The sequence below is a fragment of the Methylocaldum sp. GT1BB genome, from assembly GCF_051027545.1.
Classification (GTDB): Bacteria; Pseudomonadota; Gammaproteobacteria; order Methylococcales; family Methylococcaceae; genus Methylocaldum.
Genome location: NZ_CP194902.1, coordinates 3,496,920 through 3,522,363, shown reverse-complemented (window position 1 = coordinate 3,522,363; position 25,444 = coordinate 3,496,920). Strand labels below are relative to the sequence as shown.

14 protein-coding genes are annotated in these 25,444 nt (G+C 62.2%); 12 read left to right on the top strand and 2 right to left on the bottom strand.

The window, feature by feature from the left end; translation table 11 throughout:
- Positions 1-66: 66 nt before the first annotated feature.
- The gene (locus tag ACR2TX_RS17085; RefSeq protein WP_133718514.1) at positions 67-1,104 is read right to left on the bottom strand and encodes a M20/M25/M40 family metallo-hydrolase; all 1,038 of its coding nucleotides are present in this window, start codon (positions 1,102-1,104) and stop codon (positions 67-69) included.
- A 101-nt stretch (positions 1,105-1,205) separates the two neighbouring features.
- Between ACR2TX_RS17085 and ACR2TX_RS17080 the strand changes: the two genes are divergently transcribed.
- The 6 genes from ACR2TX_RS17080 to asd all read left to right on the top strand — a co-directional run bounded on the left by ACR2TX_RS17080 (position 1,206) and on the right by asd (position 7,660).
- A complete protein-coding gene (locus ACR2TX_RS17080; RefSeq protein WP_077731568.1) occupies positions 1,206-1,877 on the top strand; it encodes a Bax inhibitor-1/YccA family protein in 672 nt (223 codons plus the stop codon).
- 368 nt (positions 1,878-2,245) lie between these two features.
- Positions 2,246-3,430 (top strand): aminotransferase class V-fold PLP-dependent enzyme, encoded by a 1,185-nt coding sequence (locus ACR2TX_RS17075; RefSeq protein ID WP_077731569.1) that lies wholly within the window; start codon positions 2,246-2,248, stop codon positions 3,428-3,430.
- A 159-nt stretch (positions 3,431-3,589) separates the two neighbouring features.
- Positions 3,590-4,561: a 2-hydroxyacid dehydrogenase gene (locus ACR2TX_RS17070; protein ID WP_077731570.1), complete on the top strand. Its 972-nt coding sequence runs from the start codon at positions 3,590-3,592 to the stop codon at positions 4,559-4,561.
- A gap of 5 nt (positions 4,562-4,566) precedes the next feature.
- Positions 4,567-5,526, top strand: coding sequence for a hypothetical protein (locus ACR2TX_RS17065; RefSeq protein ID WP_434130292.1), 960 nt, complete (start codon positions 4,567-4,569; stop codon positions 5,524-5,526).
- Positions 5,527-5,537: 11 nt separating this feature from the next.
- On the top strand, positions 5,538-6,728 hold the full coding sequence (locus ACR2TX_RS17060; protein ID WP_434130290.1) for a pyridoxal-phosphate-dependent aminotransferase family protein: 1,191 nt from the start codon (positions 5,538-5,540) through the stop codon (positions 6,726-6,728).
- Between the two features lie 32 nt (positions 6,729-6,760).
- Positions 6,761-7,660 carry an archaetidylserine decarboxylase gene (asd, locus tag ACR2TX_RS17055; RefSeq protein ID WP_077731572.1) on the top strand — a complete coding sequence of 300 codons (900 nt, stop codon included), beginning with the start codon at positions 6,761-6,763 and terminating at the stop codon, positions 7,658-7,660.
- A gap of 37 nt (positions 7,661-7,697) precedes the next feature.
- On the opposite strand, the gene ACR2TX_RS17050 is transcribed toward asd, so the two are convergent.
- Positions 7,698-10,724 (bottom strand): AAA family ATPase, encoded by a 3,027-nt coding sequence (locus ACR2TX_RS17050; protein ID WP_077731573.1) that lies wholly within the window; start codon positions 10,722-10,724, stop codon positions 7,698-7,700.
- Between the two features lie 191 nt (positions 10,725-10,915).
- On the opposite strand from ACR2TX_RS17050, the gene ACR2TX_RS17045 reads away from it, so the two are divergent.
- The 6 genes from ACR2TX_RS17045 (at position 10,916) to ACR2TX_RS17020 (ending at position 25,423) form a co-directional block, all read left to right on the top strand.
- Complete coding sequence (locus ACR2TX_RS17045; RefSeq protein WP_434130287.1) at positions 10,916-11,119, top strand: hypothetical protein; 204 nt, start codon at positions 10,916-10,918, stop codon at positions 11,117-11,119.
- Between the two features lie 127 nt (positions 11,120-11,246).
- Positions 11,247-11,885 carry a DUF3455 domain-containing protein gene (locus ACR2TX_RS17040; protein ID WP_434130285.1) on the top strand — a complete coding sequence of 213 codons (639 nt, stop codon included), beginning with the start codon at positions 11,247-11,249 and terminating at the stop codon, positions 11,883-11,885.
- A 262-nt stretch (positions 11,886-12,147) separates the two neighbouring features.
- Positions 12,148-14,667 carry a hypothetical protein gene (locus ACR2TX_RS17035; protein ID WP_086135526.1) on the top strand — a complete coding sequence of 840 codons (2,520 nt, stop codon included), beginning with the start codon at positions 12,148-12,150 and terminating at the stop codon, positions 14,665-14,667.
- On the top strand, positions 14,664-18,131 hold the full coding sequence (locus ACR2TX_RS17030) for a DUF6603 domain-containing protein (protein ID WP_156881444.1): 3,468 nt from the start codon (positions 14,664-14,666) through the stop codon (positions 18,129-18,131). The genes ACR2TX_RS17035 and ACR2TX_RS17030 overlap by 4 nt, the downstream gene beginning before the upstream one ends.
- A gap of 15 nt (positions 18,132-18,146) precedes the next feature.
- Complete coding sequence (locus ACR2TX_RS17025; RefSeq protein ID WP_434130282.1) at positions 18,147-20,897, top strand: hypothetical protein; 2,751 nt, start codon at positions 18,147-18,149, stop codon at positions 20,895-20,897.
- A gap of 17 nt (positions 20,898-20,914) precedes the next feature.
- Positions 20,915-25,423 (top strand): hypothetical protein, encoded by a 4,509-nt coding sequence (locus tag ACR2TX_RS17020; protein WP_434130280.1) that lies wholly within the window; start codon positions 20,915-20,917, stop codon positions 25,421-25,423.
- The last annotated feature ends 21 nt before the right edge of the window (positions 25,424-25,444 follow it).

The window sequence follows — 25,444 nt, the reverse complement described above, 5'->3', positions numbered from 1 at the left end:
TGCCTGTTATATGGCAACGAATATTCAAAAATCAACCTTTGAACCCAAGGTGGGCATTAGATAATCTCAGGATAAGTAGGTTTGCAATAATTGATAACAGGCTTCCAGCGCTCCTAAATGAGCGATTTCGTATCCATGAGTGTTATCTGCGGGAAACCCGAGGCATGCGCCTTTCGGCACGTGCCCAGTTTTCATCGCCACCGACGCATCGCTGCCGAATTGGCTCAACACCGCGTATTGCACGGACACGCCCGTCTTACGCGCGGCCTCAGCAAGACGTCGATTCAACGTCTCATCATACATGCCATAGCCATCCTGAGACAAAAGTACGGGCTCTTCGTCGCTTTCGATGGGATACTCCGCCGATTTCGGGGCAATCTCGACGGCAATCAGCTCGTCGACTCGTTTCTGCCGGGTGTAATAGAGCGCTCCGATGGCTCCCACCTCCTCCTGCGCGGAAAAAACCAGATCCAAATCCGATACTGGGCTCTTCACGGTCTCGGCCAGCAGTAAAAGAATTGCAACGGCGGCCTTGTTGTCCAAGGCGTAACTGGCGACATAATCCCCCATCCGGAATGGCGCTTTCCGATGTTTGCCGATAACCATCCGCGTTCCCGGACGCACCCCCGCTTCTGTGAGTTCCGATTTGCTCAGTTTGGCATCCAGCCAAACGGTATCCCATTTCGGCGGCTTGTCTTCCTCGTATGCCTTTTGAGGCGATTCATGGCATACATGCCGGGAACCGAAACTCAGGATCGCCGGAATCGTTAAGCTGTCGCCGAGTAAATCCACAACCCCTTCCCCATAGACCCATGGGAAAGTACCGCCGAGCTTCCGGACCTCCACCTTGCCGTCTTCTCTCACACGCTTCACGATGCCGCCGATCTCGTCCTTGTGTGCGGTAATGGCGAGGACGCGAGCAGAGTTCGTTCCCCGAACGCTCGCGATGATATTGCCGGCATCATCTTGGCTCGCCTCGACGCCGATAGACTCGAGCCACGATAGGATGAACGCGTCTATTTCCTGTTCCTTGCCGCTTGGCGAATGACAAAGAACGAGATCTGAGATGAGGCGGAAAAGTCGGTCTCGAAATGGCTCCCGCATGAAAAACCCCGTCTAGCTCAAACCATTACACGCGCAAGAAAAACTACTGTACCATTTCCTGGTCCAATTGCCCGATTATGTCCTAAGCAAAGGAGATCATTATGAATCAAATCAATCCGGCCTACGCTCGCGCTTCCGCCGGCGTATTGGAAACCAACAAAGTCCTACGCAACACTTATGCTTTGCTGGCCATGACGCTGACCTTCAGCGCATTCACGGCGGGCTTGTCGATGGCTCTGGAGCTACCCCACCCCGGAGTGATTGTGACGTTAATCGGATACTTCGGCTTGCTGTTCCTGGTTTCCAAGTTTCAGAACAGCGCCCTCGGGCTTGTCTTCGTATTTGCCCTTACCGGCTTCATGGGGCTGACCCTCGGGCCGATTCTCAATATATATCTGACCCAGATCGGTAATGGCCCGCAACTGGTGATGACCGCCCTTGGGGGCACCGGAGCGATTTTCCTTGGGCTGTCGGCCTACGCCCTGACCACGAGGAAGGACTTCAGTTTCCTGGGCGGCATGCTTACCGCCGGCATCCTGGTCGCGTTCCTCGCCGCACTGGCTGCGCTCTTCTTTCATATGCCGGGACTCCAGATCGCCGTGTCGGCAATGTTCATTGTTTTGATGGCCGGTCTCATTCTTTACCAGACCAGCGAAATCGTGCACGGCGGCGAGCGTAACTACATTCTCGCCACAGTGACCCTGTATGTGTCGATCTTCAATCTGTTTACCAGTCTCCTGCACCTGCTAGGTGTTTTTAGCGGCGACGAATAAGGTCCGATTCTCGTCGAAAACGCTCGGAGCGGGCCTTTTCCCGCTCCGGCATTCGGGTCCGATTGGATCGCGATCAGTCCCCGAAACGGACCGAGTCCCCGGCTCACTCGATCCTGGTTCAACCCTCACTTCTATTCCGGTGTGAAGAAGGGTTTTCCGCAAGTCCACTCGAATCACTAATCGTTATTGAATGAGCCGAGCACCATAGCCCCCATCTCGGCAAACGGGGCTTACCTTGAAGACAGCTTCTCCCCTGTGGCATGATTACGGGCTGTTTTTGGGCGGTCTTCTGCAGTCCATAGCCGGTTTTGAACTCCAGCGCGTTTTCGCGCCGTTCCAAGGTAACCACGTTCCATAAGGTGAAATTAATGCCAGGTCGAACTCATCTTTACGTTCCCGGTCCCACCAATATTCCGGACTCTATCCTGAGCGCCATGCATGTGCCGATGGAAGATCACCGGCGCCCCGATTTTCCGGAGCTGGTTAAGCCATTATTGGAAGATCTCAAAAAAATCTTCCAAACCGAAAAAGGCCAATGCTTCATTTTTCCCGCCACCGGTACGGCCGGCTGGGAAATCGCCCTGACCAACACCTTATCTCCCGGCGATAAAGTTCTGGCTTATCGCTTCGGCCAGTTCAGCCACTTGTGGATCGATATGGCACGCCGCCTCGGCTTCGATGTAGAGCATGAGGAAATCCCCTGGGGTGAAGGCATACCTTTGGATCGCTTGGAAGCGCGGCTCAAAGCGGATACAAATCAGGACATTAAGGCCCTCCTGATTTGCCATAACGAAACCGCCACTGGCGTCACCAACGATCTGGCGGGCGTACGCAAAGCCTTGGATGCGGCCGGGCATTCGGCCATGTTTTTCGTGGACGGGGTCAGTTCGATCGCCAGCATCGACTTCCGTATGGACGAATGGGGCATAGATATCGGTCTTGCCGGTTCACAGAAAGGATTCATGCTGCCCGCTGGTCTGGCCTTGCTATGCTTCAGCCAGAAAGCCTTGGATGCGCGCCAAAGCGCCAAGAGCCGTCGCTGTTTTTTGGACATTCAGGATCAGATGACGCACAACGCCGGCGGTTATTTCCCGTATACACCGTCGATCCCATTGCTCTACGGTCTGCGCAAATCCATCGACCTGCTGCTCGAAGAAGGGCTCCAAAACGTCTTTGCCCGCCACCACCGGCTTGCCGAAGGGGTGCGTCGCGCGGTTAAAGCCTGGGGACTGGAGTTGTGTGCCCGTGATCCGAAATGGTACTCGAACACCGTTTCCGCCATCGTCGTTCCGCAAGGCTACGATGCCCGCGACGTCATGCATTATGCGTATCACCGCTACAATCTTTCCCTCGGCGCCGGCTTGAGCGAGGTCATGGGCAAAGTGTTCCGCATCGGTCACCTGGGCGATCTCAACGAACTGATGCTGTGCAGCGCAATCGCGGGCGCCGAAATGGCCATGCGCGACACCGGCATCCAAGTGACGCCGGGCAGCGGTATCGCAGCGGCCTGCGAGTACTGGCGCGAAACGGCGCCGGCCGTCAAGCCGCGCTGACCGAGCCTTCGCCTCGACCTCGCTCGCCCCGGGGGAGCCGCAACAGCTTGAGACAGGCCGGAATGATCCGGCTGACTCGCGCAACGTCTTCCAGGGCAGAGGGCACGAAATCCGAGTAAGGTGGGTATTGCCCACCTTACGTAATTTGGAGCCTGCACCATGAGCAAACCCAAAGCCTTAGTCACCCGCCGCTGGCCCGAAGCTTGCGAAACCAAGCTTCAAGAACTGTTCGACGTCACTTTCAACACCGACAACCATCCGATGACCGCGGAGGAATTGAAAGATGCCCTGCGCAATTACGATGTGGTCATGCCGACGGTGACCGACCCGATCACGGCCGATGTGTTGAGTGCCGAACCTTTGCGTTGCAAGATCCTCGGCAACTTCGGCGTGGGTTTCAACCATATCGACATTGAGGCGGCCAAGGCGCGCGGCATCACCGTCACCAACACCCCCGACGTCCTCACCGACTGCACCGCCGACATCGCCATGTTGCTGATGCTGATGGCCGCCCGGCGCGGCGGCGAGGGCGAGCGCCATGTGCGCAGCGGCGAATGGACCGGCTGGCACCCCACGCACATGATGGGCACCAAGGTCACCGGCAAGACCCTCGGCCTGATCGGTTTCGGGCGCATTGCCCGAGCGATGGCGAAGAAAGCGCATTTCGGTTTCGACATGCCGATCATCTTTTTCGATCCTTATCCGCCTGCCCCTGAAGTCGTCAAGTCTTTTGACGCCGAACAATGCAGCACCATCGAAGAGGTGCTGCGCCGGGCCGATTTCGTCGCCCTGCATTGCCCCGGAAGCAAGGAAAACCGCCACCTCATCAACGCCGAACGCCTCGCATTGATGAAGCCCGCGGCTTACCTCATTAACACCGCTCGCGGCGACGTGGTCGACAACGCAGCTTTGATCGATGCCTTGAAGAAAAAAACCATCAAGGGCGCCGGCCTGGACGTGTTCGAAGGAGAGCCGAATTTGAACAAAGGGTTCCTCGAGCTGGACAACGTCGCCTTGTTGCCGCACTTGGGCAGCGCCACGCTTGAAACCCGCGAGGCCATGGGCATGCGGGTCATCGACAACGTCACGGCCTTCTTTGCCGGACAAACGCCGCGGGACAAGGTGGCCTGAACGTCGTGTCCGCCGCCGAAACGAACTCGTTCTGGCCTGCCGGAATGCTCGCGCCAGCCGAGTACGACGAACTTTGGGAGCGCATCCGGCCGGTCTTTACCGAGCGGGTGCGCGCTCACCGTATCGACGAGAGCCTGACTGCAAGACTCGCCTCGGTTTATCTTCCGCTTGGAGCGTGGGTGCGCCGGCAAAAATCGACGGACACGCTGGTACTGGGCGTCAACGGAGCCCAGGGATCTGGAAAATCCACACTATGCGACTTTCTCCAGCTGATCTTGACCGAAACCTATGGTTTCCGCGTCGCCGGATTCTCCATAGACGACATTTATAAAACGCGGGCCGAGCGCGAGCGCTTGGCGCGCGAAGTTCATCCGCTCTTGCTGACCCGCGGCGTACCCGGCACTCATGACGTCGACCTCGGGCTCCAAACTCTTCGCGCCTTGAAAACGGCCGGAGCGGATACGCTGACTCCCCTGCCCGCTTTCGACAAGGCACGCGACGACCGCAAACCGGTGGTTGAATGGCCGGTTGTTCGAGGCCGACCCGATATCGTTATTTTCGAAGGTTGGTGTGTAGGCACGCGGCCACAATCGGACGATGCGCTCGACGTGCCGGTAAACGAGTTGGAGAAAAGCGAAGATTCCGACGGCGCGTGGCGCCGCTACGTCAACGATCAGCTCAAAGGCGCCTACGCGATTCTCTTTGGGGAATTAAACAGGCTGATCATGCTCAAAGTCCCCGGAATGGACAGCGTCTTCGAATGGCGCAGCCTGCAAGAGAAAAAACTGGCCGAAAATACCGATCCCAGCAACCGGCACCGTTTGATGGACGTCGCCGCGTTACGGCGCTTCATCATGCATTACGAGCGTCTCACGCGGCATACGCTGGATGAAATGCCGAACCGCGCCGACCTCACTCTTTATCTCGACGAGCATCATCAATTCACTCACGTACATATAAAATAAAACATCGAAAAATGAGCATCCGATCTTTCCACCCTCCCGTCCGCACCCTTATGGGCCCTGGCCCGTCCGACGTCCACCCGAGAATTTTGGAGGCCATGGCGCGACCGACGATCGGCCACCTGGACCCCCGCTTCATCGACATGATGGATGAAATGAAGGCCTTGCTGCACTACGCCTTCAAGACCAGTAGCGAATTGACTCTGCCGGTTTCCGCCCCCGGCTCGGCCGGCATGGAAACCTGCTTCGTCAACCTCGTGGAACCGGGCGATACGGTGATCGTATGCCAAAATGGCGTTTTCGGCGGTCGGATGAAGGAAAACGTGGAACGTTGCGGCGGCAAGGCCGTCCTAGTCGAGGACGAATGGGGCATGCCCATCGACCCGAACAAAGTAGCCGATGCCCTCAAGGCCCACCCGGAAGCCAAGATCGTAGCCTTCGTTCAGGCCGAAACGTCCACCGGCGCGTGCTCGGACGTGGAGACGCTTGCCCGGCTCGCCCATGAGCATGGCTGCCTGGTCATCGTGGATGCCGTGACCTCGCTCGGCGGTTCTCCGCTAAAAGTGGACGAATGGAACGTCGACGCCATCTACTCCGGCTCGCAGAAGTGCCTATCCTGCACGCCTGGTCTTTCGCCGGTCAGTTTCAATCAACGGGCGATCGAGGTCATCAAGAATCGCAAGACCAAAGTGCAAAGCTGGTTCCTGGATCTCAGCCTGGTGATGAATTACTGGGGCGGCGGCACGAAGCGCGCCTATCACCACACCGCGCCGATCAATGCGCTGTACGGCCTGCATGAAGCTCTGGTGCTTCTGCAGGAGGAAGGGTTGGAGAATGCCTGGCAACGGCACCAGGACATGCATACCGCGCTGAAGGCCGGTCTCGAGGCGATGGGACTGCGCTTCATCGTGCCGACAGCGGCTCGCTTGCCCCAGCTCAACGCGGTCACGATTCCGGAAGGTGCCGATGATGTTTATGTCCGCTCGACCCTGCTCAACCGTTACGGCCTCGAAATCGGAGCGGGACTTGGAGCACTGGCGGGCAAGATTTGGCGCATCGGACTCATGGGGTTCAGCGCATCGCCGAAGAATGTTTTGGTTTGCCTGAGTGCGCTCGAAGCCGTGCTTGCCGAAACCAAAGCCCCGATTACCGCCGGAGTGGCCGTAACCGCTGCTCAAAAGGTTTTTGCCGAGCGGGGTTATTGATTCCTTCGCCCCAAGCACCAATTGATCCCACTATGTCTACCTCGGAAAAACTCTTCGCGCTCGGCCAGCATGTGCTGCCCCAGCACATGCTGTCGCGGCTGATGGGTTCGATAACCCGGTGCCGGAACAGCGCCTTCAAAGATGCAATGATTCGCTCATTCATCAAGCTGTACGGCGTCGATATGGCGCAAGCTGCCGAGCCGGATCCGACTGCTTACGGCTGCTTCAACGAGTTCTTCACCCGCGCGCTCAAACCGGAGACCCGCCCCATCGCGCCCGAACCCGACGCCGTAGTCTGTCCGGCGGACGGCACCGTCAGCCAAATCGGAGCGATTACCGAGGGACGCATCATCCAGGCCAAGGAAAAAGATTTCAGTGTGGCCGAGTTGCTCGGCGGACACGCGGAACAAGCAGAGTTGTTCGCCAACGGCCGGTTTGCGACAATCTACCTCTCGCCGCGGGACTATCATCGCCTGCACATGCCCCTCGACGGGACGCTCAAGGAGATGACCCATGTTCCCGGAAAACTGTTCAGCGTCAACGCGGCCACCACGGCCAATGTCCCGAATCTGTTCGCGCGCAACGAACGCGTTATCGCGCTGTTCGACACCGAGGTCGGGCCTATGGCATTGGTCCTCGTAGGAGCCATCTTTGTCGCCAGCATCGAAACGGTTTGGCATGGCGTCGTTACCCCGCCGACTAGCACGACCGTACGAACCTGGCATTATCCGGAGAACCCGCCGGTCCTTTCCCGCGGCCAGGAAATGGGGCGCTTCAATATGGGATCTACGATAATCGTTCTATTCGGCGATAACGTGGTCGAGTGGGAAGAATCGCTCGTGCCCGACAGTATCGTCCGCATGGGACAATCCTTGGCTAGGCTCACACATCAAACGGCGCAAAGTTCCGACCACCGGCAACTGACCGCGTGAAGACAGATACCTGATCGGACAAATGAAGCCGGCCGGATTATGCCCCTTCTTGAACGGGCAAGGCGGTCAGCAACGACCGGCGCAGGGGATCCGTTTCTTCGAGAGAATCGGCCAGTGCACGGACGACCGCCGCGCCGCGGTTCCAGTACACGCTAGCCTCGGCCGTCCGCTCTTGCCCTTCATTTAGCTCCGCCGCCGTGAAATAGACCCGCCAGGCCGCCAACGGAACCACGGCGCCTTCGATGACGGCTAGGGCTTGCGATAGCTGGCATTCCGCCTCGTTCCGATCCTGCTCCGCGATCGCGATCCGAGCCAAGAGCCGGTGCCCCAGAGCCAAAAAGTGGCGATCGCCGGGGGTGGCGGCAAGTTCGAGCAATCGCTCCGCCTCGGTGTAGGCCTGCGCGGGCTTCCCCATGGCCAGCCAGTATTCGCCCAGGCTCTCACGGAGCATCATCCGATTGCGCAAACTGAGCAACTCGCCAGCTTCGGTCATTTGGGCAAGGTACTCAAGACAACAAATCGCTTCGTGATACCGGCCCAGGGCGAGATGCGCACGGCTCCTCAAAAGCACAAAGAGCGGCACGGCATAAGCGTCCGAAGGGCGCGGGGTGGCACTTCGGCACAACGTCAGAGCGCTGCGATAGTCCAGCGCCTCCAGAGACAAGGCCGCTGCAACCAGGTGGAATAGCGACCGCGGCATTGGACTGTCGTTTTGCTCCGCCGCCGTCAGCCCTGCCGCCTGGATGCGCCTCACTTCGCCCCATCTTCCGAGATGGAGCAACGCCCAGGCGGAATAGTACTGGCCGGACATGTAATTGAAGCCGTCGCCCATTGCGCTGCCCAGGCGCAGGACCTCTTGCGCGGACCTCAGGGCACCGGGGTAATCGGCCTGATCGAGATCCATGACGGTTTGCAGCGTGCAATATAAAGCTAAGGGCATGGCATCCTGCGCCGAGCGGGCGACTTCCGCGCCATGGACGACCGCCACCCTGTCTTCCTCTCGGCATAAGCCAAACGCGAGGCGAAAAAGCGCCTGGTTGGCTACCGCGTAGGTTCTTAGCCGGTCGGCGGCAAGATCGCGACTCCGCTCGACCGCCAGATCAGCCGTGGCGATACAGCGCAAGGGATCGGAATGAAACAGCGCCAAGGTCAATGCTATCAAGCCCCCGACCTCCTGCTCCCGCCGACCTTCGGCGCCGGCCAGCGCCACCAGCCCCTCCAGGTCTTCCACCATGCAAGGCCAATCGGAGAGCACGCGATGGACCAGGGCGCGCTGCTCCATGAGTGACAGACGGCTGTCGATCCGGGCTTCGGCCGGTTGCCGGTCCACTAGCGCCAATGCACGGCCGAGGTAATTCAAGGCTTCGCGGTTGGCGAAACGCCGCGAGGACTGTTCGGCGGCGAGGCGAAGATAACCCAGAGCCTTCGAAAAATCCCTCCCCTCCTCGAAGTGCCTGGCCAACTCGGCCGCGATTTCTCCCGACCGTTCCCCGAAGGCAAGTTCCAGTCGTTTCCCCAGGCACCGATGCAATGCAATCCGGTAAGCCGGAGTCAGCCGCTGGTACAGCACTTCCGCAAACAAAGCATGGCGAAACGCGTAGTTTCCCGCCACAGTTCCATCCGGCCACTCGGCTATTCCGCTCGCCGCCCACATCGGACTACGCCGCACCAACGCTTCGCAGCAGGCCTCGACAGCCAGCGGATCTTCTTCCAATGCCGCCGCAAGAAGGGCCGCCGAGCATTCCATTCCGGCCGCACTCGCTACACCGAGCGCCTGCTGCTCTCGGGTGGACAGTCGTTCCAGCTGATGCTCGATTAGCTCTCGGATGTCATCCGGTACGCCGCGCTCTAGGTCCTCAACACCGCCTTCGATGCTCCATTCTCCCTCGGCTTGCCGAAGACGTCCGTCGGCGAGCAGGTAATCGATAAGATTCACCACGAACAAAGGGTGGCCGCCGGTACGTCGATGAATGATTCGGGCGATTTCTTCGAGAAACGGGGCTTGCGAAAACCGCCGGACGAGATAAGCGCGCAGTTCTTTCCGGGAGAAGGCGTCGATCGGCAGTTCGGCACACAGCCGACGCGCCTGTAACTCCTGCCGCACCCGTTGCAAGGGATGGTCGCGAAGCGCCGCATCGCTTGCCCTGTAGCTGACGATCACCAACAGCGCCGCCCGCTCCCGGCGTCGTCCCAGCGCGGCGAGCAGATCCAGGGTGGCATAATCGCTCCAGTGCATGTCTTCCAGAACCAGCACGAGCGGCGCTTCCGCCGACAGGGCCTCCAGCAGTTCGCAACCCTCCCGCAGCATACGCTCCCGCGTCGCCCCCAGCACTTGCCGCTGCACCTCCTCTCGTTCCTCCGCAGCGAGCAGCCTCGGCAACTGCGACAGCCAGGTGGGGGCGCAGGCACTCAACGCGGCTTTTAAGCGACTTGCATCGCCCTCACGGCCCAAGGCCTCCAGCAGCGGCAGAAATGCCTCTCCCGCCCCATAGTGCTCAATGCACTGCCCCCACATTAGCCTGTGCTCATCCCGCGCCAGCGTCTCAAGAAACATTTCAATGAAAGTCGTTTTGCCCGAGCCTGCCTCCCCGGTCAGGAAAACGATCTGCCGCCGGCCGCCTTGGGCCGTCAGCCATAACTCCTGCAAACGCCTCAGTTGCGCCTCCCGCCCCACCCATAGTTGCCCGTCCGAGGTTGCGCGAAAGGCGGGCTCACGCTGATCCCCTCCCGAGGAGACCGCTGAAGCACTGGTGACCGGGGCGATGAACCGATAGCCTCGCCGGCTGGCCGTCTCGATGAAGCGCGGCGCCTGAGCCTCATCCCCGAGCACGGCGCGGAGCTCGCGAATATACCCCCGCAACAGTCCTTCACTCACATAGGATCGACGCCACACGGCTTCGAGCAACTCTTCCTTGGTGACCAAGCTTTGCGCGTGTTCCGCCAGATAACGCAGCACGGCGAGCGCCTTCGGTCGCAAGGGTATGTGTTGCGCGCCGCAAAACAGTTTCTCATTGACCAAATCCAGCTGAAACGGAGGAAAGAAAAGGTGATGTTGGCGCGTCATTGCGGTCCGTTACCCAAAACAAAATCTGTGGAGTGTTGCGCGATGTTTACGGAAATTGCACGAGAATTCCACGGTGCCTAAACGGCACCCGGATTTAGCCGCTGATATGCTTTCGACGTGCAAGATGCAATCGCCAGAACCGTCGAAAGCTCTCGCCGCTTACCCTAGAGGGACCCGTCGAAGAGCAGTGTATGAGGCTGAAAGCTATTGTGTTTGCCGCCTTGTCCCGGCCCGGCAACGATGCTCCAGACTGCGCGGAACCAGAAAGTGCCGTAGGCGATGCTATCACGCCGCGCGGCGGTATTCGCGGCAATAGTTCACAGAACGATCGGATTGATCTCTTTTGCTTTGAGGACTCGCCGTTCAAGCCTGAGATCCGGACGGTGCATGGATGACACCGGTTTCGGCCGCGATAAGCCGGTGCAAGGATAAGAAACCTGAAAACGGCGGTTTTCGATTCTGAAAACTGCCATAGAAACGATCACTCTATAACCCGCGCCCGAAGCGCGACAGGGGAATGCCATGAAAATCGGAAATACTGCACGGAATCAGACCGCGCGTCGTATCTTGCCCATCGCCTGTGCCTCTGCTCTGGCCGGTCCGGTTTCGCTACCGGCATCAGCCTACGCCGATTTTGTCACGCCGCCATCCGTGCCTGCCGACATTCAGGTGCCGGAAGGCAACGAGCCTTTCCTCAACGCGCACGCCTCCGGCACCCAGAACTACATCTGCCTCCCTTCGGATTCCGGCTTCGCCTGGACTTTCTTCGGGCCGCAGGCCACCCTGTTCAACCGCTATAACCAGCAGGTCATCACCCACTTCCTCAGCCCCAACCCGTTCGAGAAAGAGACCTCTCGCGTCACTTGGCAACACTCGCGGGACACGAGCACCGTCTGGGGCCAGGGAATCGCCTCCTCTTCCGACCCTGCCTTCGTCGCGCCCGACGCAATTCCCTGGCTTCTGGTCCAGGTGGTCGGCGCCCAGGACGGCCCCACCGGAGGCCACGCGCTCACGCCGACAACTTTCATCCAGCGGCTGAACACCGTTGGAGGCGTGGCACCCTCGACCGGGTGTGCCGAACCGACGGACGTGGGGCAGAAGGCGCTGGTGCCCTACAAGGCGGAGTACTTCTTCTACAAACCCGATGAGTACCGGTACTGAGACGGTCGCCGGGATAAGCGAACAAGGCTATCGAAATGATGCACCACGACAAGGTTTTCGAATCATCGGACAGTGCTCACGATGGATTTGCACGCTTTTTGCGCAAGGTGTCGTTCGCGGACGGGATGCTTGTGGCTTGGGCAAACATTCGCCATGTCGTTTCCACTGCTCGAAATTCAGAGCGTTCTGAATACGTGCGCGCTGTAGTCAGCACCACACCTTGCTTTATCGACAGTTCAACGGGATCACGGGAAATCGGATCATGACTTGGCAGTATCTGAACTCGAAAACGTTGTCGGAAAAACCAAACGTCCTTGCGGGGCCAATCCTGCGAAAGGTCACGCCGGACTCCGTTACGGTCTGGTTCTCGCTTCAGAAGAAGGCGACGGTGACCCTCATGGTACTGGACAGTACCGGCAAACGTGTCTTCGACGGAAAGCGAGAAACGATCGCCGTTGGTCCAAACCTGCACATCGTCGCCGTCACCGCTCGGCGTAAGGCTGGGGAAAGCGAGCTGGTGGAGAATGCCGTCTACATGTATGACGCGGTATTCGAGTATCCCACAGACACCAATACCCCATCGCTAATCGATGACTCGATCGCTGCCGCGACCACTTTCACGACCGCTACCGGGACGCACAAGGCACTGCTGACCTACCCGAACACCCCGTACGACAGGCCGTCGTTCTGCCTGCCGCCGGCCAATATCTACTCGCTGCGCATCCTCCACGGCTCATGCCGAAAACCGTCCGGCGACGGGCTGGATGCCTTGGCGATCGCGGATACGCTGATCGAGGAGAAGGTGAATTCACCTTTACAGCGCCCGCAACAACTCCTGATGACCGGCGATCAAATCTACGCCGACGACGTTGCGGCCAGCCTGCTGATGATGCTGACCGACGCCGCCAAGTTCCTGATGTGGGATGAACTGCTGCCGCTGGTGCCGATACAGACGCCGATGCTGGCGTCCGGACTCCCCCCTTTCTCGAGGCGCGGCATACTTGAGATGGAAGACGGAAAGGCGAAGTTCTCATCGGAAGACCTCAGCTGCCACCTGATGTCGCTGGGCGAATATCTATGCATGTACCTGTTTGCGTGGTCCGATGTGCTCTGGCCCCCTCAGGACGTGATGCCCACCAAAGACGACGTGGTCAAGATCAGCTCCGCCTTTGTAACTTTGGACAATAAAAACGATTACCGTGGGTTTAAGCGTGGTATCGAAAACGACATTCAACAATTGATCAAGTTCCGGGCCACCTTGCCCAATGTCCGTCGCGTCCTCGCGAATATCCCCAGCTACATGATCTTCGACGATCATGAAGTAACCGACGATTGGAACATGACCGAGTACACGGCGTACCATCTATACGCCACGGACATAGGTAGACGCATCGTTCAGAACGCGCTTGTGGCGTACTCTCTGTGCCAGCATTGGGGAAATGTGCCGGAGCAATTCCTGGAAACCGACGCAAGCCTTCCGGGCACCAGGCTCTTGGCCCTGCTGAACTCGCCCACGACGCCAGCAGACTACGTAAGCAAAGAAAAATCGGATGCTATCTGTTCCCTGGTCAACGTGCCGACCGGCACAGAAGTCGAAAAGAATCACCGAGTCGATCATCATCCCGGTTCGCTGAGCTACAACTACACCATCGAGGGTACTGCTCATCAGATCATCGTCACGGACACGCGAACCTTCAGAACCTATCCCTGGGGAGGCGGCGAAGCCCCCGATCTCCTGGCGCCCGCGCAATTCGCAGCGCAGATTGTAAAAACGCCAGCTCTGGATGGACGCATGCTGATCGTCGTTCTAACGACCAATGCGCCGCCAGTCCAGCCCATCCGCGCAGCGACTGATTTACATGAGGTTTCCAACAATATTAAGCACTTCCCCGATATCCATGAGGCGTGGGACCTCCCGTCGGTCGCGTTCGATCGACTGGCCAAGGCCTTGTCCGACAAGGTCGGATTCAGTCAGGGGGCCAGCGCAAAAGTCGTTCTGCTATCGGGCGACGTGCACACCGCCTTCGCCTCCCGCCTGCACTACAAGGCAACCAAGCGATTCGAAGACACGGGCACACAACACGCGAATGTCGTAATTGCCCAGTTGGTTGCCAGCTCATTCAAGAAGCAAACTGGAGACACCATCGGGCAGCAGCGTGGAGGATACCAGTACGCCCCGTACCACCTGGGGCCCGTGATGGTTCCTCCGCACGTCACGGAGTATTACATAGGCTGGAACGTACCGGCTTCCGGCCAGAAAATGGGAGAGTGGTATGGCCGCCGACTCTATCTTGATAGAGCAAGCTCGGTGAGACTCATACCTGCGAATCCCGCATGGCCGAATCCAAGCGGTCCCCCTCAAGAGGATTGGTTCATACAATCGCCGGACTTCAGCTATCAGTTCGACTATCTCACCATGACCAACGGCGGAGTGCCGAAGACCCTTCAACCGCTCCCGCCGCCACCGCCGTGGCAAAAACCGGGGGCACCGACGAAGGACGAGCTCAAGGAAACGGCACATGTCTTCCGTCTCGCACGAGACAATTACCGCCAACACAACCTCGATCCGGCCGTCATCCGGCATATCATCGGCGTGAACAACATGGGGGATCTGAGCTTTCCCATCCCGCCCGCCCCGCAAACCGGGCCATTCATCGTGAATCATCGGGTGCGATTCCGTAGCCCCGGGGGAGAACAGTTGTTCGTCGACTACGCGGTCAACATGGAAACTATCGATAGCGCTCATCCTGCCGACCCCAACTATTTACAGGTGACTCCATGAGTGCCGACCTGTTTCGACTCCTCGCCGAGGAAACCGGCAACATCCTGAGCCCGCTGCAACGCGCCGTAGAAGTTCCGGGCGCACTCAACGAGTTGTTCGCCATACTCGGTGTTCCGCCTGGCGACGATAACACCGCGGTGAGCGCGGCCGTTAGCGCCATCGTTGATGTCAAGAAACAGATCGAGGCACTCGCGTCCCAAGAGGCGCCTTCTCTGGACGACATCCTCGGCGTACTCCAGTCTTCCGGACGCGCTTTTCAAGCGCTGCGGCAGCTCGATGCGACAGGCGGACCGCTGTCCCAGCTCCCCGGAGTCAGCGGCGATCTGATCGAGTGGCTTGTATCGACATGGTTGAAGACGCGCTATCCGGTCATTCACGAAATCGCCGCGCTGCTCACATTGATCGAGCTCGAGGTTGACCAAGCTTTTAGCGCCGCTCAAATGGAAGGTACGGAAGTGATTCGGAATCCGTATCGAATCGAACGCTTGCATCCGAGCCGGATCGCTTCGTTGCTTCGCGACCCCGTTGGGGTATTGCGCGCGGAGTATGGGACTCCCTTGTTGACGGGGGCGGACGCGGACGCGATGGCCGATGCGCTGTTTCCAAAAGTCGTCGGTCTGTTGAGCCAATTGGGAGTTTCATGCCGATACGGCGTCAATCCCGGCGACGAGACGCTGTTGGCGGATTCAGCGCCATATATCAGTCATGCACTCATCGCATACCTGAACGACCCATTGTTGAAAGGCCTCGAGTCGGAAACCGGCGTCGTCCTCTCGATCTCGTCGGCCGATCGCGGTGATCTGGGGTTCGTCGTCAGTCCTTTCGGCACTCTGACGGCAACGAGATCCGTCGGCCCGTTCATCGTCGAGCTGGATATCACGGCCGGCATCGACGTTTTCGCCGTTGGCCGCCACGGCTTCACGCTGCTCGCGGACGCGTCGACGACTGAAGTTGTTGGCAGTGTGAGCGCCGTCTTGGAAACGGCGGAGGCTCCCGGATTCGTCTTCGGGTCACCCACGGGCTCGCGGCTCGAAGTCGGAGGCGCGCGGCTCGCCGTCGAAACCTCGCTGTCGGAGGCGCGTCGGACTCTGGCACTGTCGGCAGATGTAACCAAATCTGCCTTGGTGATTTCACCCGGCGACGGCGACGGTTTCCTCGCAGAGCTTCTGCCGTCCGACGGCCTGCGCGCCGAATTCGACCTCGGCCTGGCCTGGTCCAGCGACAAGGGCCTCACCCTGCGCGGCAGCGCCGGGCTGGAGGCCGCCATCCCGGTGGGGCTGTCGGTGGCCGGCGTGACGCTGACCACCGTCAACCTCGGCCTCCGGGCGAACGACGATGGCGTGAGCGCCGAGGTCTCGGCCAGCATCGCGGCTTCGATCGGCCCGGTGAAAGCGGTGCTGGACCGCGTCGGCATCGGGAGCGCCCTGCGCTTCCCGGAGGCCGGCGGCAATCTCGGCGTGGCGGATCTCGAGCTGGGCTTCAAGCCGCCCTCGGGCGTAGGCCTCTCGATCGACGCCCAAGGCGTCCTCACCGGCGGCGGCTTCCTGTTCCACGACCCCGCGCGGCAACTCTACGCCGGCGCCATGCAGCTCTCGCTGCACGATGAAATCACGCTGAACGCCTTCGGGCTCATCGCGACCCGGCTGCCCGACGGCCGCCCCGGCTACTCGATGCTCATCTTCATCACCGCCGACGGCTTCAAGCCGGTTCCCCTGGGCTTCGGCTTCGTGCTGCAAAGCATCGGCGGCATGGTGGGCATCAACCGCACCTTCGATCACGAGGTGCTCAGGGCCGGGCTGAAAACCGATATGCTGCGCACGCTGCTGTTCCCGCGCGATCCCGTGGCCAATGCGCCGGCGCTGATCCAGGCCCTGTCGGCCGCGTTCCCGGCCAAACCGGGCAGTTACCTGCTCGGCCTGATGGCGCGCATCACCTGGTTCACGCCCGCCCTGGTACAGATGGACCTGGCGCTGATCCGGGAGCTCGGCGCGCGCGAGCGGCTGCTGGTGCTCGGGCGCGCCAGCGCATTGCTGCCGTCGGCCGACAACGACCTGATCCGTCTGAACATGGACGCGCTGGGCGTGCTGGACTTCGACGCCGGCACGCTGGAAGCCGACGCGGTGCTGGTCGATTCCAGGCTGGTGCACAAGTTCCCGATCACCGGCTCGGCCGCGCTGCGGGCGCGCTGGCCGGCGGGCGGCGGCGGGCTGGCGGGGTCCCATTTCGTGCTGGCGGTGGGTGGGCTGAATCCCCGGTTTGCCGCGCCGGCCGGCTTCCCGACGCTAGACCGGGTCGCCATCGCCTTGTCCTCGGGGGAGAATCCCCGGCTGATCTGCGATGCTTATTTCGCGATCACCCCCAATACCGTGCAATTCGGCGCGCGCGCCTCGCTTTATGCCAAAGGTGCCGGTTTCACCGTCACAGGGGACCTCGGCTTCGACGCCCTGGTGACGATCGTCCCGCCGCACTTCATCGTGGATTTCCATGCCCTGGTGCAGTTGAAGTACAAGTCGCGCAATCTGTTCAAGGTCGCGCTCGACGGCACCCTGGAAGGCCCGCTGCCGTTGCGGATTGCCGCCAAGGCGAAGTTCAAGATCCTGTGGTTCAGCTTTACGGTGCGCTTCGCGTTCACCCTCGCCGACGGCTCGGCCTCGCGGTCGATAGCGGCAATATCTCTGGAGACCGAACTGGAGAAGGCGCTCACCGACTCGGCGAACTGGAGCACGCGGCGGGCACCCGGCGTCGTCCACGGCGTGGCCCTGCGCAGCCTGCCGGCGAATGCGGGCCTGGTGCTCGACCCCTTGGGCCAACTGGTCGTACAGCAGCAGGTCGTGCCGCTGAACACCCATCGGGACATCGATACCTACGGCGGCGCGCCGATCGCCGGGCGCCGCCGGTTCACGGCCGCCGCCTCGCTGAACGGAAAGGCCGGCACACCGGTGACCGGGGCGTTCGCGCCGGCGCGCTATTTCACGATGAGCGACGACGAGAAGCTGGCCGCACCTTCGTTCGAGGAGATGGACGCGGGATTCGTGGTAGGCGACACCGATGCGACGTTCGATGAGAACGCCGTCGCGGCATCGGGACTGAATTACGAACCGATCACCGTGAATCCATCGTCGGCAGCGGAAACCGCCGGCATTGCGGCTTCCTTTGCCGCACTCCCGGCCACGCAGCTCTATACGATGCCGCTGGCCGCATTCCAGGCCCAGCGCTCGAGCGGGGCCGCAGCGCGGGCGCCGGTGCGGCATGTCGGCCGCGCGCGGTTCCGCAATACCGCCGTGACGCCCGCGGCCACTCTCTCCGCTCCCCGCTGGCGGATCATCCGGGCGAGCGACGGCGCGCCGGCGCCCTTGGATCCCGGGGTGAATTCCTGGAGCGACTGCCGCGCCGCGCTCGCCGACCTGAACCGCGGCGGCGTCCGCTGGCTGATGGTCCCCGCCCACGAACTCGAAGCCTTGTAAAGGAGCCAAGTCACCGTGTCCAACGCAAACCTGTATTTCCTGCCCTGGGTGCGGCAGGGCGCCGCCTCCGCCATCGACGCCGAACAGAAAACCGGGATCGCCAGTGTCAATGTGATGCTCACGCTGGATGCCAAGACGGTTCCGGTTTCGGTAAAGTTGCGCGGCCCGGCGGACGTGATCGGGATCGACGCCAACCAGGTCGTTCGCACCGACCCCCGGCCGGGTTCGAACGACTTCGAGCCGAACTGCTTTCCCTCGATCGAGTTCGACCGCCCGGACTTTCCATGGCTGTTCACGCCGGCAAAAGCCCTCGCCGACAACCGGCTGCGGCCATGGCTGTGCCTCGTGGTGGTACGGAAACAAGCCGGCGTGAGTTTGAACAGTGCGGCCGACGCGCCGCTGCCCGTTTTGACGATCGCCGCACCGGCGCGGCCATGGGTCGAACTCCCGGACCTGAACGAATCCTGGGCCTGGGCGCATGCCCAGGTGGCCGCGGACGACGGCAGCAAAGATGCCATTCGGGGGGCCTTGCAAGGTTCGCCGGAGCTGTCGCTTTCGAGGCTGCTGTGTCCGCGCATCCTGGCGCCCGACAACGACTACATCGCCTGCGTGGTTCCCGCTTTCGAACTGGGCCGGAAAGCCGGGCTAGGCATACCCATCGAGAAAACGGAATACGAGACGCCGGCGCCGGCCTGGTCGATACCGCCCGAACCGCCGACCGAGTACGGACCGACCCGGCTGCCCGTTTATTACCATTGGGAATTCCGTTCGGGCCAGCCGGGCGATTTCGAGTCGATCGCCAGGAATCTGAAGGCCGATGTGCCGGACGGTCTCGGCAAGCGCAGGATCGACATCAGCCAGCCCTTTCCCGAGTCGGGCGCGACGGAGGTGGAACTCGAAGGCGCGCTGCTGCCGATCTCGCCGCCCGGCGGCTCGCCGGCCCCGGCCCCCGTTCCGCAGCCGTTCAGGGACAATCTCGCCAAGACCGTCAACGGCAGCATCACCGGACCGGACTCCGACCCCGTGCTCGCCCCCCCCATCTACGGCCGCTGGTACACCAAGGACGCAACGGTCGATCCAGCGGGCGCAACCTGGCTCGATCAGCTCAATGTCGATCCGCGCTGGCGTATCGCCGCCGCCTTCGGAACCCGCGTCGTTCAGGAGCACCAGGAAGCGCTGATGGCCTCGGCGTGGGAACAGGCCGCCGAATCGGCGGTCGCCAACCAGCGTTTGCGCCAGATCCAGCTGAGCCTCGCCGTGGGCGAGAGCCTGCACGCTCGCCATCTCTCCAAGTTCACCGAGGAAAGAATGCTGCGCATCACGGCGCCCGCCTTCGCCCGCTTGCGAGTCTCCCGGCAACAGGATGTTTCGGGGCTGGCCGCAAGCGCGGCCGCGACGGCGGAACCGTCGCTGCTCGCCGAACAGGCCCGTTCCGCATTGCCGGTAGCGGCAAACCGCCCGGCGATGCGCCGCATCGGACGCCAGCGCGGCCCGCTGACCCGCCGCGTCGCTGCCCAGAATTACCAGCGCAATGCCAAAGACACCTGGGTGGCCCGCCTCAACAATATGCCGGGGGACACCCCTCCGATCCAGCCGCCGCAGCCGCCGCAGCAGGACTTTTGCCCGATACCGGGGAGCCTGCCGGTCGAGTATCTCGGGCTCGAGTGGACCCAACCCCAGAAGAACGGATCGTACTTCGGCGCATTCTTCGTCTCGCCCGAAAACACCCCCGTGCTGTCGCCGGGCACGCCGCTGCTGAAGCAGGACCGGACCGAGGTTCCCGGCTTTTTCCGCAAGGCGGCGCAGGAACATCTGAATCGCTTCCCCGCCCCACGCACCGCCTCTGCCGAACTACGGCTCCCGATGCAGGCCATCACTATCCCGGTGCTCGCACAGACCATCCCGCGGGAAACGCTGCCGGCCCTGGTCAAGGCGATCATGTCGACCGGAGACAACGTGCTCGCGCCGGCGGAGACCGACGGGGTGGATACAGTCATGATGGCGCCGCACTTCCCGCAGCCCATGTACGAAACGCTGCGCGACCTGTCGCAGGAACTGCTGCTGCCGGGAATCGACAAGGTCAGGCCGGAAACGGTTGTCGGCCTGGAGACGAATCGGCGGTTCATCGAGGCCTACCTGGTCGGGCTCAATCATGAAATGGCCCGCGAGCTGCTGTGGCGGGGTTATCCGACCGATCAGCGCGGCACCTATTTCGACCGGTTCTGGAGCATCGGGCACCCGGATATTACCGCCCTGCACACCTGGAGCGTCATCGATTCGGCGACCGGGAAAATGAGGCCGCTGGGCGATCTCGCCTTCGGCGCGCCTCCGGACGCCAATCCGTTCGTCATGCTGCTGCGCAGCAGCCTGCTGCAGCGCTATCCCAACGCGTCGGTCTTCATGGTTCGCGCGATGCATCCGGGGTCGCCCCCCGACCCCCTGGCGTTCCAGCCCGACCCGGCGGCACCCGAGCTGCTGCCCATCTTCAGCGGCTTCATGCAGCCGGATGTGTTCATTTTAGGTTTTGATGTCTCTCCGGACGAGGCCGGCGGCGATCCAGGCTACTACGTGGTCATTCAGGAGCATCCCACCGAGCCGCGCTTCGGCATCGATGCGGATCGAACCCGAGACAGCAGCCATCTCAGCCTCGGCGATCTCGGCCTCGATGCCGCTCCGCCCGCGCACGCCGCGCAAACCGCCGTCGCCACGCGCCGGCTTCCGGTACGCATCGCCATTCACGCCAAACGGCTCATCATGCCGGCCTGACCCACGGACTCACACCGATGAATAAACCGCTATTCGATACCAGTTTCGCGCTTCCCTCGGTAAACCCCGAGATTACGCCCCAAAGGCTCTGTCCCGGCAATGTTCCCCTGGTGCTGCTGCCGGTGCGGCTGGAGACGCGTTTCTCCGAACTGCCCGACGGCGCAGCCAAACTGCGGGTGCGCGTCTATCCCGACAAGATTCACATCGACACCCACCAGCCGGACCTCACGGCGGAAGAACAGGCCTTGGGAATGCAGTATTGGCAGCAGGATTGGGCGGCGGGAGACGAAACCGCCCGCGCCGACGCCTGGCATACCCTGGCCAGCCGCGTCGATGCGGAGCGCGCCGCGTGGATAGCCCGGGTACTGCAGCCCACCAACCTCGCCCAGCGCCCCGAGGAGCCGCCGGTATTCCCGCCCCTGCCCCCGGTACGTGGCGAGCATGCGCCGGTAGCCCGGCTGCTGCCGGACCGCTGGACCGCCGTTCTGCACTCGGGCGGAACGGTCGCGTTGACGGCCACCGGAAACGACATTCAGCGAGAGCTCGCGGTCGGCCTTAACCCGAATGTGTCCGACGATAAAACCGACATGTCGGCCGGTGCCGGCGACACGCTCGCCCTGGATGAGGACATGATGTGGCTGGTGGACTTCGACAAGGCCCAGTCGGCCGGAATGGCGCTCACCATGACCGTGCCGGCGGCCGTTCTGGAAACCGGCATCGACAGTCTCATGGTATTCGGCGTCGCCGACTCGCCGGACACAGCCGATACGGCCAACCGGCTGGCCGATCTTCTCGATGCGCACCATTACACCGACGGGCTCGAGTTCCTGCGCTTCGGAACCCCCACGAACAACACCGACGATAGGCGCGCCGGCTACAGCACGGATGATCCCGGCCACCGCCGAAGCTTCGCCAACGAGGTCGTCGCGAATCCCGAAAACACGCCGAACGCGCGGCTCGTCGGGACGGTACTCGGGCTGCCGTCGGAACGGATCGCAACCACCCTGGGACGCGTGGGCCAGGCCGGCCAGGACCACGAACGCGACCTGCGCAGCATGAATGCCGCGCTATGGCAGGTCGGCTGGGGCTATTTCCTCAGCAACATGATGGGCGCGGAAACCGGCTTCACGGCCGAAGCGCTCGATTGGGCGCGCAACCACTTCCTGAACTACGTGCGCAGCGGCGGTCCCTTCCCGTCCCTGCGCTGCGGAACCCAGCCCTATGGCATCCTGCCGGTGACGTCGCTGGACTTATGGACGCCGGAGGCGGGCGAAGCTTCCACCGCACGGGAATCCCGGCTCAAAGAGCTGCTGCTCGCCATGCGCAACGAAGTATGGCGCCCCGTCGTGCACCTGGTCGCACGCATCGGACTCCGGCAGGAAACGCCCGGGAAGGCCGATCCTGACAGCGACCTCGCCGACGTCATGCGAACCGATGGCGTTTCGCACGGACATCTCACCCGCAGAGTGCTCGGCCGGCATTATCTCGAGCACCTGTACGCGCTGGCCGGGCGGGACTTCAGCCCGCTCGCGGTAGCGCAAGGCGAGATTTCGGCCAAGCTGATCGATCGCTTGAAGCTGACGGTGCAGAAGCTTCCCCGCCTCGCGCGCTGTTTCCTGGACACGGCACCCGTGCCGGTGACCGCTCCCCTGGTGCACGCGGGAGAAATTTCGCCGTGGCAGCGCCTGGAGTCCAATTACATCAGCGCGCTGCTCGAAACCACGAGCATCGAGGCATTGATCACGCTCGATCCGCCGCCGAGTCCGAGTCTTTTGTATGCGCTGCTGCGTCACGCACTGCTCCGCGAAATCGCGGAAGCCGCCGCGCGCATGGCGGCAACCGTGCCGGACAAACAATACGCGACGCTCGACCTGCTGCGCGATTCCGAACTGGTCGATCTGGTCGACGGGTCCATCATCGGCTACACGGTGCAGAAGCCGGCGGACACGCTGCACTGGAAGCGCCAGCTCGAAATCCATGGCGTTCCGGGCCTTCCCGCCGACCAGACGATCGGCCGGTATCTCGAAGACTGGCTGCAGGCGCGCGCCGGCGGCAACCATCCGGCCGTCGCGGCGCTCGGCGAATTCCGCGCCGGCCTGGCCCATCTGCAGATGCTGGACACCGAGTCGCTACACTATCTGATGCAGTCCACGCTCGATCTCTCCTCGCATCGGCTCGACGCCTGGATCACCTCGTTCGCCACCAAGCGCCTGAAAGCGATGACCCCCGGCGGATCGCCGGGTGTTTACGTGGGCGCCTACGGCTGGGTGGAAAATCTCCGGCCGGCGCATCGGGCGGAGCCGATTCCCGCCGAGCTGTTGCCGCCGGGGGAGCAGGCACCGGAGGAGCAGGCGCCGCTGTATCCGCTGGCCAATGACAGCGGCTTCATTCATGCCCCCTCGCTAACCCACGCGTCCGCGGCGGCCTTGCTGCGCAATGCGCATCTCGGCCCCGACGGAGTCCCGCAGCCGGATGGATCGTTTGCCATCGATCTGTCGTCGCGGCGGGTGCGCGATGCCTCGCGGCTGCTCGAAGGCGTGCGCCAGGGACAGCCGCTGGGCGCGCTCCTGGGCTATCGGCTCGAACGTCGCCTGCATGAAGCCGGGCTCGATCATTTCATCGCGCCGCTGCGAAAAATCTCACCGTTGGCAGTCCGCAAGCGGGAAACCGACGCCTGGCCGAACGAGATCTTCAAAGCCAACGCGGCCAACAACGTGGTGGACGGACTAGAGCTGTTCCGAGCATGGAAGGCATACCGGAATAGCATCGCCTTTGAGATCAGGAACGTGGGGAGCGACGACGAAAGGTTCCGGGTCGAACGTGAGATCGAAGCGCTCGGCGATGCGATCGACGGTCTTGGCGATGCACTCGTCGCCGAGGCGGCGTACCAGATCGCTCGCGGCAACACCCCGCGCCTGGCCAGCACGCTGTCGGCCATCGCCCTGGGGGATGCGCCGGTACCGGAACTGGAAGTGGCCCGCATCCCTCGCACCGGCACCTCGCTGACCCATCGCGTGCTGGTGCTGTTCAGCGGCGTGTCGAATGCCGGCGGCGGCTGGACCAACTCGACCACACGCACTGTCAACGAGCGCTGGCTCAATGCCTGGATCAGGCTGTTGCTGGGCGATGCGCGCAAGGTGCGGTGCACCGTCGAGCGGCTCGACGACACCACCGGCGCGGTGACGGAAACCGCCGTTTTCCCGTTGAGCGATGTGCCGATGTCTACCCTAGACTTCGTGTACAGCGTACAGCCCGGGGGCCAGTCGGCCACGGCCGACGCGTCGCCCTGCCTCGCCGAGCAGCGCGTGCTTTATCATGCAAGACGCCTGGCGAACGGCTTCGGCAACGACGCCGGGGTGCGGCTGCAGCACGAGCGGCCGGCCGATCTCGCCGCCGGAGAGACGACGCTGTTCGACGTGCTGGAGCAGGCACGCGCCATTCGGCGCTTGCTCCAGGGCGCACGCGGACTGCGTCCCGAGGACCTAAGCCCGCCCGACCGCCCGCATCAGTCCACGCTCGATCTGGCGGACCTGGAAGCACGTGTCGTGCGATACGAAAACGGCCTGAATGCCGCCCACAAGACGCTCGCAAGCCTGGTGTCCAAGGCCGCGGATACCCTCGCCGAGGATTTTCGCACGGCGATACTGAACCTCGGCCATTTCAGCGTCGAACCGGCCGTCCCCGGCGTCGCGGTCGGCGACACGCCCGAGATTCGCAGCGCCTTGGCCCGGCAGGCGGCCGCGATGCTGAAGGTCAGCGGACCGCGCTTGGAACAGGGCGCCGCGCTTCGAACCCGGGTTGCAGCAACCGACCCCCGCGCGCGCTGCGACCAACTGCTCGAACGCGGACGCGCCGTCTATGGCGCCGAGTTCGTGTCGCTCCCAAGCTTTACCTGCGACGCTGCCGGCGCCGCCGAACTCAATGCCGCACTCGCGGCCGGCACCCAGCAACAAGGCGGCGATCCGCTCGCCGTCCACGGCTGGTTCATGCGCGCCTCGCGGGTGCGCGACGCCCTGGCGCCTCTCGGCCTGTGCCTGCAGACGGCGGAAGTCTTCGCGACCGGCGCCCGCCTGAACCTTAATGTCGCGCAATTGCCTTTCAACGCGGAAGAGCGCTGGGTAGGCCTGCCGGGGGCCGGGAAAGAACTGCCTCCGAGCAAGCTGTCGCTGGTGGTGCAACCCATGACGGCAATCGATGCCGCCCTGCCCTTGTCCGGCCTGTTCATCGACGAATGGGTGGAGGTGGTGCCGAACAAGGAGGAAACGACCGCCCTCACCTTTCAGTTCGATCCGCCCAATGCCTTCCCGCCGCAGAACGTGCTGATCGCCGTGCCCCCGGTTCCGGGCCAGGACTGGACCACCGAAACCTTGCGCTGCGTGCTCGCCGAGACGCTCGATCTGGCCAAGCTGCGCGCCGTCGACACGCGCCTGCTCGGCGCGGCCGCGCAGTATCTGCCGGGCATCTACGTGCCCTTCAATGTCGCGGACGACGCGGTCTCGACCGACTTCGCGCCGCTCACGGCCTAATTCAACCGCCGCCACCAACGA

What these genes read in the sequence shown, in the direction of transcription:
- ACR2TX_RS17085 (WP_133718514.1), bottom strand. Translation starts at nt 1,104, where the DNA reads ATGCGGGAGCCATTTCGAGACCGACTTTTCCGCCTCATCTCAGATCTC.
- ACR2TX_RS17080 (WP_077731568.1), top strand. Translation starts at nt 1,206, where the DNA reads ATGAATCAAATCAATCCGGCCTACGCTCGCGCTTCCGCCGGCGTATTG.
- ACR2TX_RS17075 (WP_077731569.1), top strand. Translation starts at nt 2,246, where the DNA reads ATGCCAGGTCGAACTCATCTTTACGTTCCCGGTCCCACCAATATTCCG.
- ACR2TX_RS17070 (WP_077731570.1), top strand. Translation starts at nt 3,590, where the DNA reads ATGAGCAAACCCAAAGCCTTAGTCACCCGCCGCTGGCCCGAAGCTTGC.
- ACR2TX_RS17060 (WP_434130290.1), top strand. Translation starts at nt 5,538, where the DNA reads ATGAGCATCCGATCTTTCCACCCTCCCGTCCGCACCCTTATGGGCCCT.
- asd (WP_077731572.1), top strand. Translation starts at nt 6,761, where the DNA reads ATGTCTACCTCGGAAAAACTCTTCGCGCTCGGCCAGCATGTGCTGCCC.
- ACR2TX_RS17050 (WP_077731573.1), bottom strand. Translation starts at nt 10,724, where the DNA reads ATGACGCGCCAACATCACCTTTTCTTTCCTCCGTTTCAGCTGGATTTG.
- ACR2TX_RS17045 (WP_434130287.1), top strand. Translation starts at nt 10,916, where the DNA reads ATGAGGCTGAAAGCTATTGTGTTTGCCGCCTTGTCCCGGCCCGGCAAC.
- ACR2TX_RS17040 (WP_434130285.1), top strand. Translation starts at nt 11,247, where the DNA reads ATGAAAATCGGAAATACTGCACGGAATCAGACCGCGCGTCGTATCTTG.
- ACR2TX_RS17035 (WP_086135526.1), top strand. Translation starts at nt 12,148, where the DNA reads ATGACTTGGCAGTATCTGAACTCGAAAACGTTGTCGGAAAAACCAAAC.
- ACR2TX_RS17030 (WP_156881444.1), top strand. Translation starts at nt 14,664, where the DNA reads ATGAGTGCCGACCTGTTTCGACTCCTCGCCGAGGAAACCGGCAACATC.
- ACR2TX_RS17020 (WP_434130280.1), top strand. Translation starts at nt 20,915, where the DNA reads ATGAATAAACCGCTATTCGATACCAGTTTCGCGCTTCCCTCGGTAAAC.